At 65.6% G+C, this 12,917-nt stretch carries 16 protein-coding genes; 6 read left to right on the top strand and 10 right to left on the bottom strand.

Annotated elements, in window-relative coordinates; all coding sequences use genetic code 11:
* The 4 genes from H926_RS26055 to H926_RS0106875 form a co-directional block, all read left to right on the top strand.
* A partial coding sequence (locus H926_RS26055) for an HRDC domain-containing protein (RefSeq protein WP_043608306.1) occupies nucleotides 1–267 on the top strand: 267 nt, incomplete at its 5' end.
* A gap of 181 nt (nucleotides 268–448) precedes the next feature.
* Nucleotides 449–1,387, top strand: coding sequence for a hypothetical protein (locus H926_RS0106885; RefSeq protein WP_043608310.1), 939 nt, complete (start codon nucleotides 449–451; stop codon nucleotides 1,385–1,387).
* A gap of 40 nt (nucleotides 1,388–1,427) precedes the next feature.
* A complete protein-coding gene (locus tag H926_RS0106880) occupies nucleotides 1,428–1,784 on the top strand; it encodes a hypothetical protein (RefSeq protein ID WP_051146278.1) in 357 nt (118 codons plus the stop codon).
* 69 nt (nucleotides 1,785–1,853) lie between these two features.
* Nucleotides 1,854–2,153, top strand: a complete 300-nt coding sequence (locus H926_RS0106875) for a hypothetical protein (protein WP_022675647.1) — start codon at nucleotides 1,854–1,856, stop codon at nucleotides 2,151–2,153.
* 70 nt (nucleotides 2,154–2,223) lie between these two features.
* Here the strand turns inward: H926_RS0106875 and ribA are convergent, their stop codons facing one another.
* The 8 genes from ribA to H926_RS0106835 all read right to left on the bottom strand — a co-directional run bounded on the left by ribA (nucleotide 2,224) and on the right by H926_RS0106835 (nucleotide 9,116).
* Nucleotides 2,224–3,300: a GTP cyclohydrolase II gene (gene ribA, locus H926_RS0106870; protein ID WP_022675646.1), complete on the bottom strand. Its 1,077-nt coding sequence runs from the start codon at nucleotides 3,298–3,300 to the stop codon at nucleotides 2,224–2,226.
* Nucleotides 3,297–4,088 carry an exodeoxyribonuclease III gene (locus H926_RS0106865; protein WP_022675645.1) on the bottom strand — a complete coding sequence of 264 codons (792 nt, stop codon included), beginning with the start codon at nucleotides 4,086–4,088 and terminating at the stop codon, nucleotides 3,297–3,299. The genes ribA and H926_RS0106865 overlap by 4 nt, the downstream gene beginning before the upstream one ends.
* A gap of 455 nt (nucleotides 4,089–4,543) precedes the next feature.
* On the bottom strand, nucleotides 4,544–5,206 hold the full coding sequence (locus tag H926_RS0106860) for an outer membrane lipoprotein carrier protein LolA (RefSeq protein ID WP_022675644.1): 663 nt from the start codon (nucleotides 5,204–5,206) through the stop codon (nucleotides 4,544–4,546).
* Between the two features lie 135 nt (nucleotides 5,207–5,341).
* Nucleotides 5,342–5,509, bottom strand: coding sequence for a 50S ribosomal protein L33 (rpmG, locus tag H926_RS0106855; RefSeq protein ID WP_011446825.1), 168 nt, complete (start codon nucleotides 5,507–5,509; stop codon nucleotides 5,342–5,344).
* 182 nt (nucleotides 5,510–5,691) lie between these two features.
* Nucleotides 5,692–5,970, bottom strand: a complete 279-nt coding sequence (locus tag H926_RS0106850) for a hypothetical protein (protein ID WP_022675643.1) — start codon at nucleotides 5,968–5,970, stop codon at nucleotides 5,692–5,694.
* 38 nt (nucleotides 5,971–6,008) lie between these two features.
* Entirely contained in the window at nucleotides 6,009–6,275 is a 267-nt protein-coding gene (locus H926_RS0106845) for a GlsB/YeaQ/YmgE family stress response membrane protein (RefSeq protein WP_022675642.1), read from the bottom strand.
* A gap of 187 nt (nucleotides 6,276–6,462) precedes the next feature.
* Nucleotides 6,463–7,278 (bottom strand): undecaprenyl-diphosphate phosphatase, encoded by an 816-nt coding sequence (locus H926_RS0106840; RefSeq protein ID WP_022675641.1) that lies wholly within the window; start codon nucleotides 7,276–7,278, stop codon nucleotides 6,463–6,465.
* A 116-nt stretch (nucleotides 7,279–7,394) separates the two neighbouring features.
* A complete protein-coding gene (locus H926_RS0106835) occupies nucleotides 7,395–9,116 on the bottom strand; it encodes an ABC transporter transmembrane domain-containing protein (protein WP_051146280.1) in 1,722 nt (573 codons plus the stop codon).
* Between the two features lie 388 nt (nucleotides 9,117–9,504).
* Here H926_RS0106835 and H926_RS0106830 point away from each other — a divergent pair, with 388 nt between their 5' ends.
* Nucleotides 9,505–10,785: a polyhydroxyalkanoate depolymerase gene (locus H926_RS0106830; RefSeq protein ID WP_028657689.1), complete on the top strand. Its 1,281-nt coding sequence runs from the start codon at nucleotides 9,505–9,507 to the stop codon at nucleotides 10,783–10,785.
* A gap of 63 nt (nucleotides 10,786–10,848) precedes the next feature.
* Here the strand turns inward: H926_RS0106830 and H926_RS0106825 are convergent, their stop codons facing one another.
* Both H926_RS0106825 and H926_RS26050 read right to left on the bottom strand, forming a co-directional pair.
* Nucleotides 10,849–12,207: a putative O-glycosylation ligase, exosortase A system-associated gene (locus tag H926_RS0106825; protein WP_022675638.1), complete on the bottom strand. Its 1,359-nt coding sequence runs from the start codon at nucleotides 12,205–12,207 to the stop codon at nucleotides 10,849–10,851.
* On the bottom strand, nucleotides 12,200–12,406 hold the full coding sequence (locus tag H926_RS26050; protein ID WP_022675637.1) for a hypothetical protein: 207 nt from the start codon (nucleotides 12,404–12,406) through the stop codon (nucleotides 12,200–12,202). Before H926_RS26050 ends, H926_RS0106825 begins: the two co-directional genes overlap by 8 nt.
* Nucleotides 12,407–12,513: 107 nt before the next feature.
* On the opposite strand from H926_RS26050, the gene H926_RS26045 reads away from it, so the two are divergent.
* Nucleotides 12,514–12,917: glycosyltransferase (locus tag H926_RS26045; RefSeq protein ID WP_043608303.1), on the top strand; the 404-nt coding region annotated here is incomplete at its 3' end.

Below are 12,917 nucleotides of genomic sequence, written 5' to 3'. Positions count from 1 at the left end.
AGCCGGCGCCGGGGCAAGGCCGGCAGCGGCGCCGCGCTCAATCCCGTGGGTGATCCGCTGTTCGATGCACTGCGCGCGCTCCGCCGGGAAATCGCGCAGGAAGCCAATGTGCCGCCCTATGTGGTGTTTCACGATGCCGTCCTGCGCGAAATGGCAGCGGCGCGGCCCACGTCGCTGGCTGAAATGGCGGCGATCGGCGGCGTCGGCGCACGCAAGCGCGATGCCTATGGTGATCGCTTCCTCGCCGTGATTCGCGCGCACCTCTAGTTGGGACCATCGGCCTGATGGCAGGGTGTGCCCCGCTTCGGCACAGCGGGCGCTGGAACCTAAATGGACGGTCAACCATTTTTCGCTAGGCTGCCTGCAATTGGTGGGGAGCCGAGTGAACGCCATGTTGACCGAAATACAAACCCGCCTGAGCCGGCACCGCACGTTGCGGCAGCGTCTGATGCTCCTGTCCGTGGCCGTTCTCGCCGCGATCCCTGCTGGTGCCCTGCTGGCGCAGTCAGCGCCCGGTGGCGCTCCATTCACTGTGGTCGAAACCGGCAAGGGGTATGACCATCTGCAGGATGCGATCAATTCGCTGGGCGAGGGCGACGGCACCATCCGCATCGCGCCCGGCACCTGGCACGATTGCGGCGTGCAGCCCCATGGCAATGTGACGTATGTCGCGGCCGTCCCCGGCCAGGCGATCTTCGATGGCAAGGTGTGCGAGGAAAAGGCGGCGCTGGTCATGCGCGGGCAATCGATGCGCGTGGAAGGACTGGTGTTCCAGAACATGCGCGCGTTTGATGCCAATGGCGCAGGTATCCGGCTCGAACGCGGTGACCTGACCGTGCGCGAGGCCTGGTTCCGCGATAGCGAGCAAGGCATTCTTTCCGCCAACTTCCCCGCTGGCCACGTGGTGATCGAACAATCGACGTTTACCCGGCTCGGCCGTTGCGATCGTGGGCTGTCCTGCGCGCATTCGCTCTATTTCGGTGACGAGGCCAGCGTCGTGATCCGCCGCAGCCGCTTCGAGCAGGGCACCGGCGGCCATTACGTGAAAAGCCATGCCGGCCGCATCGAAGTGACCGATTCGAGCTTTGACGATAGCCGCGGGCACACCACCAACTACATGATCGACCTGTCGATCGGCGCCACGGGCCTGATTTCAGGCAACTGGTTCGTCCAGGGACGCGACAAGGAAAACTACAGCACGTTCATTGCCAACGCCGCAGAAGGGCATGAGCACAGCGCCGATGGCCTGACTATCACCGGCAACACCGCGCGGTTGGTGCCCGGCCTGTCGCGCCCGACGGTGTTCGTGGCAGACTGGTCTGGTGACCGGATCACCGTGGGCAACAATGCGCTTGGCCCCGGCATCGCCCGGTTCGAGCGGCGCTGACCTTGCCCTGCGGCGTCACGTTCCCTAGGTTGCCCGCGTGTTGAACCGGTTGCCCTTGCATCTGGCCGGCCGCCTGTGGGCGGCACTGCTGGTCTTGACGATTGCCCTGAGCGCCTTGGCGCCCGGGGCAGCGCCGGTTGCGCTGCGCAGTGGTTCGGCCTTTTCGGTCGATACCGTGGAAGTGGCCGTGGCCCCCGCGCGGCCGCACGTGGCCGTGGCACGCATGGTGGCGTTGCCGCCGGTGCCGATCCTGCCGACGATCGCCGTGGTGCTGCCGCTGCTGGTGGTGCCGATCCTGGCCCGCCAAGCCCAGGCGACGCCGCCTGCCACCGGTCCGCCGCTGGCCACTGTGCCGCTGCGCGCACCGGGCACCCCCCGGGCACCCCCGCACGCCTGACAAAAACCATGATCGCCCTGCGCCCTCTGTGGCGCGGGCCTGTACCGTTTTTGCCAGGATACCAGAGAAATGACCATTCAGACCCAGAGCGCCACGGCGCTCGCCCGCCGTGCGCATGTCGAAGCCCTGCTTGCCGCCTATCCCGATGTCACGCCCGAGGAACACGGCATGCTCGTCCACTACTTCAAGCGCGAGGCCAATGCCCTCGATGTGGGGATGATCGCCAGCAACGACACGATCGGGCGCGGCTATGCCCGCTTTCGCGCCGATCACCTCGATCGCTTTACCTGGGCCGATCTGGCCAAGGGCATTGCCGGTACCGCCGTGCTGGTGCTGTGCGTGGGGCTGGTGATGTTCCGCGCGTTTTGACCAATACGAAAAGCCCCCTCTTCTTCAGAGGAGGGGGTTGGGGGTGGTGGAAACCCAGCCCAACGAGCCGTTACTTCAGCAGGTGCCCGGTGCGATCGCGCTTGGTTTCGAGATAGCGCGCGTTGTGCGGGTTGGCCGGCAGCTGGTGGGCGACCCGTTCCAGCACGGTGACGCCCAGCGCTTCAAGCGCCGCGACCTTGGCCGGGTTGTTGGTCATCAGGCGGATCTGCCGTGCCCCGATCAGGTCCAGCATCCGCGCCGCCACCGGAAAATCGCGTGCTTCAGAAGGCAGGCCCAGGCGCTCGTTGGCATCGACTGTGTCAAAGCCCTGGTCCTGCAACTGATAGGCGCGCAGCTTGTTGATCAGCCCGATGCCGCGGCCTTCCTGGCGCAGGTAGAGCAGGACGCCCCAGCCACCCTGCGTCGTTTCGGCGGCCATCCGTGCCAGGGCGGCCTGCAACTGCGGGCCGCAATCGCATTTCAGGCTGCCAAGGATATCACCGGTCAGGCATTCGCTGTGCAGCCGCACCAGCGGCGGCACGGCATTGTCCTGTTGCCCCACGATCAAGGCGACATGCTCGCGCAGATCGTCACGGGCGCGAAAGGCGATGATCTCTGCTTCTTCGCAGGCATCGACCGGCAGGCGCGCGCGCGCCTGGATCGTGAGATTGAGCGGGTCCTTGAATTGTGCCAGATCGGCCGCAGCCACGGTTTCGGCCACGTCGATCCCGCTGCCGACCAGGAAGGCGGGCAGGATGCCAGCGAGGCGTGCCAGTTCCATCGCGGCTTCGGCGCCTGCTGTCGACGCGATCGGGCTGGCGCGAAATGGCCCGCGCAACGGGCTGGAGAGATCGTGCGCCGGATCGGCCAGATCGCGCCCGTTCGCCAGTGTGAACGGTTCGGCTGCGTGAATTAGTACCGGCGCATGGGGCACGGCGGCGTGGCGCTGGTTCGCCAGCTTGAGCGTGGCGGCGCGTGCGGCCGAAATCAGCATCTGCGCGGCATAGAGCCCGGGCTGGGCAAAGCCGGTTTCGGCCGGCAGCAGATCCAGCGCGCCGGCCGCATCCGTTACGCGGATCGCCCAGCCGTGGCGCAGGGCATCAAGCGCCCGTGCCACCCGGCGCGTGGCAGCCGCCGGCGTGGTCAAAGGGCAAACTCGGTGATCAGCGGCACGTGGTCGGAAGGCTGGTCCCAGCGACGGGTCTCTTCCACGAAGCGGTGCGAGAGCGATTGCGGCGCCAGGTCTGGCGAGGCCCACATATGATCGAGCCGACGGCCCTGGTCCTTTTGCCGCCAATAGGAGCGATAGGACCACCAGGAATAGTTGCGTTCCGGCGCGGGAATGTGCTTGCGGCCCAGGTCTACCCAACCATGGGCATCGGCAAAGCGCTGCAGCGTTTCCACCTCGATCGGCGTGTGGCTCACCACCTTGAGCAGTGCCTTGTGGTCGTAGACATCCTGCGGCAGCGGGGCGATGTTGAAATCACCGACGATCAGCGTGGGGCGATCGATCTTGTCGGCCCAGCGCGTCATCCGCTCCAGGAAATCGAGCTTCTGGCCGAACTTGGGATTGAGCGCGCGGTCGGCGATATCGCCACCGGCCGGGATATAGACGTTTTCCAGAATCAGGCCCTGGCCGGCGCCGAGCAGTTCCACGCCGACATGGCGCGCCTCGCCATTGTCCTGCCAATCGTGCCGGCTGAACTCGCGCAGCGGCAGGCGGCTGACCGTGGCCACGCCGTGATAGCCCTTCTGTCCGTGGATCGCGCGATGGGTATAGCCCAGGCTTTCGAACACCTCGTGCGGGAACAGGTGCTCTGCCACCTTGATCTCTTGCAGGCACAGCACATCGGGCTGTTCCGCTTCCAGAAAACGCACGACCTGATCGGCGCGCAGGCGGACGGAATTGATATTCCAGGTGGCGATCGAAACCATGGCAGCGCTTTACGATCGCCCGCCCACCCCGGCAAGGCGGATAAACATCCCCTGGTCCAAGGGGCTTTTTGTGGCGTTGCGGGGATGGCCGGGCGAGCGAGAATGGCGCCCGGCGAGAACCGGCGCGCAGCGACCTTCAAAGGTCGTGAGCACCGGAAGCGCAGCCGGGTGCCGTTCGCAGCCGCCCGGACGCCCCGCAACACCACAAAAAAGGAAAACCCTCGGACCGGGGGCAATGGTCCGAGGGTTCCATGTGCGTTCGTCACGCGGTCGACGAGAGGTTGAAGTCAGATCGGGCAACAGGGGGGAAACCCGTCTTGTCCGTCTCGTCTGAAACCGTTCTAGGGGCGGGCCGCTTGCTGCCCGATGAACGGAAGGGTCTGGTTGTTCGCAAAGTGTCGCAGAGGGTCTGGTAACGATGATGAACCGTTCGCCCGCTGCGGCCAGCGGGTGCATCAATGGCGGATTTGCGGGCGCGGGTCGTTGAAGCGGAAGGTGTTGGCCGGGACCGGCACGCCATATTGCTGGTTCGACAGGCGAATCGTGGTGCGCTGGTTCTGCGAATCGAGCGCCACCCAGCTATCGAGCTGCAGCCCGCCCGGCGCGCCGGGCTTGCGGACCATGATCATGGTCATCGTGCCATATTCGGGATGGCGCGGATCCTTGATTTCCAGGCTGACAACGTCGGGGTTGGTGGTGGGCAGCAGGCGGGCATAGCGCGCCACGTCCTTGTCCGGGTTGAGCAGCGCGCCCAGCGGGCTGTTGCGAATCGGCCAGCGCGACACCTGCCGCACTTCATAGTCGATCACGGTCAGCGCCGCGCCATCCGACACGATCAGTAGCGGCACGCCCGGCTGGTACTGAAAGCGGATCTTGCCGGGGCGCTGCAGCGTGACCGTGCCGGTCAGACGCTGGCCGTTGCGATCGGTCTGCACGAAATCGGCGCGCATCGTCGAAATCGCGCGCAGTGCGGCAACAGCGCGGTCGACATCGTTGGCAGGGGCTGCTGCCGGCGCAGCGGGGGCGGCCAGCGCGGTGGGCACGCCCGGCGAAACGAAAAGTGCGGCAGCCAGGCCGGCAATCGGCCCGGCGCGCAGGATCTTGGTCAAGCTGTTCATCGCCACTCCTTGAGGCAGTCGCATTGAACTGCCCGTGAACCTTTCGGTTCCGAATCGCCCCGGCGGCAGCCGAAAACACAAAAGGCCGGAGACAAGCCCCGGCCTTGTGCATGTTCTGGCAGGAAAGCCTTCAGATCACTTGATCTTGGCTTCCTTGAATTCCACGTGCTTGCGCACCACCGGATCGTACTTGCGGAAAGTCATCTTTTCGGTGGTGTTGCGCGGATTCTTCTTGGTGACGTAGAAGAAGCCGGTGTCTGCGGTCGAAACCAGACGAATCTTGACGGTAGTTGGCTTTGCCATGGGCTTGTCCTAAAATCCTTCTAGGCGTCAGCGCGCCGCTTGCTCAAACAAAACGGGCGGCGCGCGCCGCCCTGACAGGGGGCCGCCATTGCGGGAGGCGGCCGTGAAAGTCAAGCCTTGTAGAAAGGAAACGGGGCGCCAAGGCTGATGCCTGGCGCCCCGTTTCCTTTGTCCGCGGGAGATCAGTGGGCCTTTTCGGCCTTTTCCGCGTTTTCCTTGATCGCCGAAGCTTCGTCCTTGCCTTCGGCGCGAACGGCATCGGCCTTGCTGTTCATCTTGTCAGCGGCAGCGCCGGTAGCGTCGGCGGCCTGCGAATCGATGGCGTCGGCAGCAGCGTCCGACTGGGCAGCAACGGCGTCAGCCGTCTTGTCGGCAGCCTTTTCCTGCTTGCTTTCGCACGCAGCGAGGCTGAGGCCGAGCGCGGCGACGGGCAGAACGAGGGCGTACTTGGCGAACTTCATAACGGGCTCTCCCTGTTAGTTTGGCCGGAATGGCCGGCTCAGCGCACCGAACCGCGGCGCACGAGATTGACAATGGCCAGAAGGATCAGCGCGCCGAGGAACGAGACCACCAGGCTGCCGGCCGAGATGCCGTTGGTGATGCTGCCGCCGCCGAGCAGCGGGCCAAGCAGGAAGCCGCCGAGCATGGCGCCGACGATGCCGACGACGATGTTCAGGAAAACACCCTGCTGGGCGTCAGTGCGCATGACGATGCTGGCAAGCCAGCCCAGAACGCCGCCAACGATCAAGAGAACGATAAGGCCCATGACGGTTTACCCCTTTGTTGTTGCCACGAGTGGCTGTCTGGGTGGGATAATTCGCCACGCGGGGGTTGGTTCCGCATTTGCGACAGAACGTTGCGTGATGCTCTTGAAGGCCGTGAAAAACCCCGCCGCCCGGGTGGGCTGCGGGGTTATCGGCAATGTCATTGGCAGGGGCAGAAATGCGCGTTTTTTAGACGCCGAGCAACCACACCAGTGCGCCGGCACCGATCACGATGCGGTACCAGGCAAAGGGCGCAAAGCCGTGGCGGCCGATATAGGTGACGAATAACTTGATCACCACCAGCGAGACGAGGAACGAGACCACGCCGCCCACGGCGATATCGCCCCATCCCACGCTGGCCGCGCCGCTGGTCAGTTCGTGGCGATTGTCCCACAGCTGCTTGGCGGTGGCGCCGAACATTGTCGGAACGGCCAGGAAGAAGCTGAATTCTGCCGCCGTCTTGCGGTTGATGCCCATGGACAGCGCGCCCATGATGGTGGACGCCGAACGCGACATGCCCGGGATCATGGCCAGGCACTGCATCACCCCCACGGCCAGCGCCTTGGGTAGCGGCAGCTTGCTGACCGGCTGGTATTCGCCCTGCCGCGAGAGCCGCTCGATCACCAGGATCAGCACGCCGCCCACGACCAGCGCGGCGGCGACCACTGCCGGGGTCTCCATCAGCACGTCGATCTTTTTCTTGAGCAGCACGCCCAGGATCGCCGAGGGGATGAATGCCACCAGCACGTTGCGCACGAAGTGCAGCGAATCGGGATCGGCCCGCAGCGCCCCCTTGGCGACATCGACGAAAGTGCGCCAATAGAGCACCACCACCGCCAGGATCGCCGGCAGCTGGATCACCACGTTGAACACTTCCCATTCCTTGGCGTTGAAGCCGAGGAGTTCGGTGGCGAGGATCAGGTGCCCGGTGGAGGAAACGGGAAGGAACTCGGTGAGGCCTTCGACGATGCCGAGAATGACGGCAGTAATGGTGTGGCTGTCCATGGGCACCCGACTTGCCGCAGTGCAGCACTGCTTTCAAGCCGTTCCATGCATTGCCCACATGGCAAATCGGTAACCTTGGCGCCGGCAGCGGTACGAAAGAGCCGTGGCGCTGGCGCTCAGGCCCCTTCGAACTGCATGCGGGCAAGCCGGGCATAGAGCCCGTCGGCGGCCATCAGGCTGGCGTGGTTGCCTTGTTCCACGATCCTGCCGCCATCCATCACGACGATGCGATCGGCCGCGCGCACGGTGGCAAGGCGGTGGGCGATGACCAGCGTGGTGCGCCCCTGCATCAGGTGATCGAGCGCATCCTGCACCAGGCGTTCGCTTTCGGCGTCAAGCGCGCTGGTCGCTTCGTCGAGCAGCAGGATCGGCGCATCGCGCAGCAGCGCGCGGGCAATGGCCATCCGCTGGCGCTGCCCGCCTGACAGGCGCGCACCGCTTTCGCCCAGGAACGTGTCGAGCCCCTCGGGCAGGGCTTTCAGAAATTCCTCGGCATTGGCGGCGCGGGCCGCCGCCCAGATCGCCTCGTCGGTGGCGTCCCACGCGCCATAGCGCAGGTTGTCGCGCGCGCTGGCGGCAAACAGCACTGCTTCCTGCGGCACCAGGGCCATACGTGCGCGGATTTCCGAAGGATCGGCCTGGGGCAGCGGCACGCCATCGATGCGCACCACGCCGCCCTGCGGATCGTAAAACCGCTGCGCCAGCAGGAACAGCGTGGATTTGCCAGCGCCCGAGGGGCCGACGATCGCCACCGTTTCACCCGGCTCCACCGTCAGCGAGAAATCGGCCAAGGCGGAAATCTCGGGCCGGCTGGGATAGCGGAAGGCCACGTTCTGGAACGCCAGCGCGCCGCGCGGCGGGCTCGGCAGCGTGATCGGTCGCGCCGGCGGGGCGATATCGGGCTGTTCGAGCAGCAGTTCGTTGAGCCGGCCAGCCGCACCCGCGCCGCGCAGCAGATCGCCATAGACCTCGGTCAGGGCGCCACACGATCCGGCGACGATGCCGCCGGTCAGCACGAAGGCGGCGATCGTGCCGCCGGTCAGCGATCCGTTGGATACGCCCAGCGCGCCCTGCCACATCAGGGCGGTGATTCCTCCCATGACCAGGAAAATCACCACCGCGGTCATCACTGCGCGGATCAGGATGCGGCGGCGCGCGGTATCGAACGTGCGCTCCACCGCGCCGGCAAAGCGCGCGCGTTCGCGGCCTTCCTGGCCGAACGATTGCACGATGCGGATCGCGCCCAGCACTTCGGCGGTCATCGCGCCGATATCGGCGACGCGATCCTGGCTCGATCGCGAAACCTTGCGCAGGCGGCTGCCGAACCAAGCGATCGGAAAGATCACCACCGGAATGCCGATGACCAGCCCGGCGGTCAGCTTGGGCGCCAGGAAGAACAGGTAGATCAGCCCGCCCAGCGCGGTGATGGTGTTGCGCAGCGCGATTGAAACGGTAGTGCCCACAACCTGCTCGATGATCGCCGTGTCCGACGTCATCCGTGAAGAGATTTCCTTGGGGCTGTTCGTCTCGAAAAAGGCCGGCGGCAGGCGCAGCAGATTGGATTGCACACGGGCGCGGATATCGGCCACGACCCGCTCCCCCAGCCACGATACGTAGTAAAAGCGGATGGCGGTGGCAAAACCGAGCACCACCACGATCAGCAGCAGGGTGTGGAACGCCTGGTCGATCACGCCGGGTTGGGCGTGGGGGCCAAAGGCTTGGTCGACGATGCCCTTGAAGCGGGCGGGAATGGCAATGGTCGCGGTCGAGGTGGTGACCAGCGCGATCAGCGCGGCGGCGACCTGGCCAGGATATTTGATCGCCTCGCGCCAGATCATGCGCAGCGGGGTGAGGCGGCGCGGCGCGGGCGGCACGGTGAGGGTTTCATCCGCGTCCGCCGGCGCGCCTAGGGCCGGTGCGGGCGCCTGCCCAACGGCAGGGTTGGAGCCGGGGGCGGGCATGTCCGGCGCGGGCCGTTCCTGGGGAACCTCTTCCATGGGGCGGACCTAGCCGATGGCGCGCCAGACCGGAAGGGGCCTTGCGTGCACCAGGCCATGTTCCCATCTGTTGTGGACTGATTACCGCGCGCCCTGTCCATGATGCTGCATTGCAGCCAGCGCGATTCGCAGGCACTATCGCGGCAAGGGACGCATGATTGCCGCGCTGCGCCACGCCATGCCGGCGGGCCGCGCGCGGCGGGCAGCGGATAGAAAGGCAAGTATCCACGTGCTGTACAAGGCTTATGAAATCCAGCGGTCGCTGATGAATGCGAGCAGTGCCTGGGCCTCGATGATGGCCGACCTGCTCAATGATCCGCGGCTGCCCTTTTCCGCCTATGGCCCCAACCAGACCATGGCTTCCGCGCTCGACGTGTTTGCTCACGCCACCGCGCCGCGGGGCAAGCCGGCGTTCGGGATCCGCACCATCCAGGTCGATGGCCAGGTGCACGCGGTGCACGAAACCACCGTGGTGCATCGCCCGTTCGGCGATCTCAAGCGCTTTACCCATGATGGCCTCGGCGCCGATGCGCCGCGCTTGCTGCTGGTGGCGCCGATGAGCGGGCACTATGCCACGCTGCTGCGCGGGACGGTGGAACGCCTGCTGGAACGGGCCGAGGTCTACATTACCGACTGGGCCGACGCAAAATATGTGCCGCTGGCCGAAGGACACTTCAATCTCGACGACTACATCGACTATCTTATCGGCTTTCTCGAGCATATCGGCCCGGGCACGCACATGATGGCAGTGTGCCAGCCTTCGGTGCCGGCCTTTGCCGCCACGGCGGTGCTGGCCGCGCAGAAGCATCCCTGCCGCCCACTGACGCTGACGATGATGGGCGGCCCGATCGACACGCGCGAGAGCCCCACGGCGGTCAACGATCATGCCGTGACCAAGCCTTACGTCTGGTTCAAGCACAACGTCATCACCACCGTGCCGGAAAACTATCCCGGCGCCGGACGGCAGGTCTATCCCGGCTTCGTCCAGCTCACCAGCTTCATGTCGATGAACCTGGGCAGCCACATGATGAGCCATTACAAGCTGTTCCAGCACATGGTGCAGGGCGCGGAAGAAAGCGCCGAGGCGACCAAGACGTTCTACGATGAATATCGCTCGGTCTGCGATCTGCCGGCCGAATTCTATCTCCAGACGGTGGACGTGGTGTTTCAGCGCCACGCGCTGCCGCAGGGCGAATTCATCCATCGCGGCCAGCCGGTTGACCTGGGCGCGATCACCGATACCGCGATCCTGTGCATCGAGGGGGAGCGCGACGATATTTCCGGCATCGGCCAGACCCGCGCCGCGCTCAACGTCACGCCCAACCTGCCGGCCGACATGAAGCAGTACCTGCTGGCGCCCGAAGTGGGCCACTATGGCATTTTCAACGGCTCGCGCTGGCGTAAGAGCATTGCCCCGGTGATCGAGGCATGGATGGCCCGCTTTGCCACGCGCGACGATGCCGCCGACGGCAAGCCGCGCCGTGGGCGCAAGCTGGCCGCCGTAAATTGAACTGAGCCGTTCTGCACCGCCGGCGCTTCTGTCGCGTCGGCGGTGTTTTCGTGGGGCTGGGCCTCAGGCCTGGGCAGGGATCGCCCGGCGCTGTACGAACGGCACCGGCGCGGCCCGTCGCACCCGGCCGATATAGGCCGAAAGCCCGCATTGCAGCCCCACCAGCATGTAGCAGAACGGCTGGAACGCGATGCCGACGAAGGTCGAGCCGACGAGGTAGCAGATCTGCGCCTGTTGCAGCGCATCGGCCAGCGGCGAAACCCAGGCAAATCCTTCGGGCGGGTCCTTGCGATAGCGCCGCCGGATCAGTTCCATCTGGAACACGCCCATCAGGTGCAGCAGCAGCCACAGGGCAAGGCCGGGGTAGCCCTGCTCGCCCAGCATCTCGAAATAGGCCGAGTGATAGGCGCGGCCCTTTTCCTCGATATGGTCGGTCTCGATCGCGGCGTTGTTGGCGCCGGCATAGTCAGCCTTGACCGTGTCATAGCTCACGCTGTTCTGGCGAAAGGCGTCGAAGCCGCCGCCGAACGGGTGAGTCTTGGCAAATTCGATGGTCCATTTCCACACCGCCACGCGGGTGGAAGCAGATTGGTCGGCCTGGTGATTCTTGATCGTGCCCATGCGCTCGGTAAAGCTCGACGGCAGCAGCGGCACCGCGATCAGCGCCCCGGCACAGACGATGCTGATATAGAGCATGCGCCGCCGGGTGGAGCGCAGCATCATCACCGCCAGCACTGCCGCGCAGATCAGCCCGGTGCGCGCCTGGGTGCCCACCGGCATGAGCAGGCAGGAAAAGCAGATGCCGGCGGCAAACAGCTTGGCCTTCCAGTCCGGCTTGAAGATGGTGCCGTGATTGGCCAGCCATAGCGCCAGGGGAATGACGCACATCGCCACGGTGGAAATGATCGAGCCTTCATAGAGGCCGGTATTGTCGTTCACCAGCAGGCGCAGTTCGCCATAGCCGCCGCCCGAGCTGAGCGTCTTGATCCCCCCGCCGATGACGATCACCCCCACCGAGAGCACCATGGTCAGCGTCAGCGCCTCGATGCGCAGGCGGGTGCGCAGGGTCAGCGGCAGGAACAGCGCGAAGATCAGCGCTTTCCACACCCAGTCCCACTTCGCCGCCGCCTCTACCGGGAAATCGGCGGTGCGGGTGGTGAGGCCGCAATAGACTAGCAGCAGGAGCAGCACGAACTGGCGCGGCGAGATGCGTATGCCGTTCTTGTCTTCGGCCACGATCCAGCCCAGCAGGGCGCAGGAAAACGCGATCAGCGAGATCGGGATGTGCGTAAGGAAACCCCAGCTGACCTTCTGCGGCGCGACGATATCGATATAGGCATAGGCCATCACGAACAGGAACGGCCGCTTGAGCCCGGCGCCCAGGAACGCCAGGCAGAACGCCGTGAAGAACAGGTCAAGCATCGCGCCCGGTCCTGTCGGGGTTGTTCGCGTTGGCCTGGGCACCGTCGCTATCGGGGCGTGGGCTGGGGCGCCGCCCCATCAGCGGCTGGCGGCGATTGGGCAGGGCGGGGTCATCGTCCAGATCGGCGCGGTGGACGAGCTTCCAGATCATCAGCGCCATCAGGATATGCGGCACGAAGATGGTAATCTTGTCGATCATCGTTGCGCGCCGCCTGCCATAGCCGCCGGGAATAGTGCTGCAGGGTTGACGCCGCGTTAAGCGAAGAATTTGCAGCGCGTTAAGGCTTGCTGTGCCAAGCATCGGGGATGGCCCGGATTCTCCACGTCCTCGATCCCTCCCTGCCGCTACACAGCGGCTATACCTTTCGCACGCGCGCGATCCTCAAGGCGCAGGAAGGCCATGGGCTGGAAGTGCGCGGGCTGACTGGCCTGCGCCACGGTGTCTCCCCGACTGAACCCCGGCCCGAACCTGCGCCGGGCAGCGCACCGGGCGATGACCTGGAAATCCATGACGGCCTGCGCTTTCACCGCACCCCCGGCGTGGCCTCTGGCCCGCCGGGGGTGCGCGAATGGCGCGAGGCCGGGGCGCTGGCGGATCGCATCGTCGACCTGGCGCGCCAGTGGCGGCCCGACGTTTTGCATGCCCACAGCCCGGCGCTGTGCGGGCTGGCCGCGGTGCGCGCCGGCCGCCGCCTGGGGCTGCCGGTGGT

Origin of the sequence: Novosphingobium sp. B-7 (assembly GCF_000410615.1) — a bacterium.
Taxonomy (GTDB): domain Bacteria; phylum Pseudomonadota; class Alphaproteobacteria; order Sphingomonadales; family Sphingomonadaceae; genus Novosphingobium; species Novosphingobium capsulatum.
This window is presented reverse-complemented; position numbering and strand designations above follow the sequence as displayed.

Bases quoted from the DNA above. Each gene is read 5' to 3' on its own strand.
- H926_RS0106885 (WP_043608310.1), top strand. From the start codon at position 449: ATGCTCCTGTCCGTGGCCGTTCTCGCCGCGATCCCTGCTGGTGCCCTG.
- H926_RS0106875 (WP_022675647.1), top strand. From the start codon at position 1,854: ATGACCATTCAGACCCAGAGCGCCACGGCGCTCGCCCGCCGTGCGCAT.
- H926_RS0106865 (WP_022675645.1), bottom strand. From the start codon at position 4,088: ATGGTTTCGATCGCCACCTGGAATATCAATTCCGTCCGCCTGCGCGCC.
- H926_RS0106860 (WP_022675644.1), bottom strand. From the start codon at position 5,206: ATGAACAGCTTGACCAAGATCCTGCGCGCCGGGCCGATTGCCGGCCTG.
- rpmG (WP_011446825.1), bottom strand. From the start codon at position 5,509: ATGGCAAAGCCAACTACCGTCAAGATTCGTCTGGTTTCGACCGCAGAC.
- H926_RS0106850 (WP_022675643.1), bottom strand. From the start codon at position 5,970: ATGAAGTTCGCCAAGTACGCCCTCGTTCTGCCCGTCGCCGCGCTCGGC.
- H926_RS0106845 (WP_022675642.1), bottom strand. From the start codon at position 6,275: ATGGGCCTTATCGTTCTCTTGATCGTTGGCGGCGTTCTGGGCTGGCTT.
- H926_RS0106840 (WP_022675641.1), bottom strand. From the start codon at position 7,278: ATGGACAGCCACACCATTACTGCCGTCATTCTCGGCATCGTCGAAGGC.
- H926_RS0106835 (WP_051146280.1), bottom strand. From the start codon at position 9,116: ATGATCTGGCGCGAGGCGATCAAATATCCTGGCCAGGTCGCCGCCGCG.
- H926_RS0106825 (WP_022675638.1), bottom strand. From the start codon at position 12,207: ATGCTTGACCTGTTCTTCACGGCGTTCTGCCTGGCGTTCCTGGGCGCC.
- H926_RS26050 (WP_022675637.1), bottom strand. From the start codon at position 12,406: ATGATCGACAAGATTACCATCTTCGTGCCGCATATCCTGATGGCGCTG.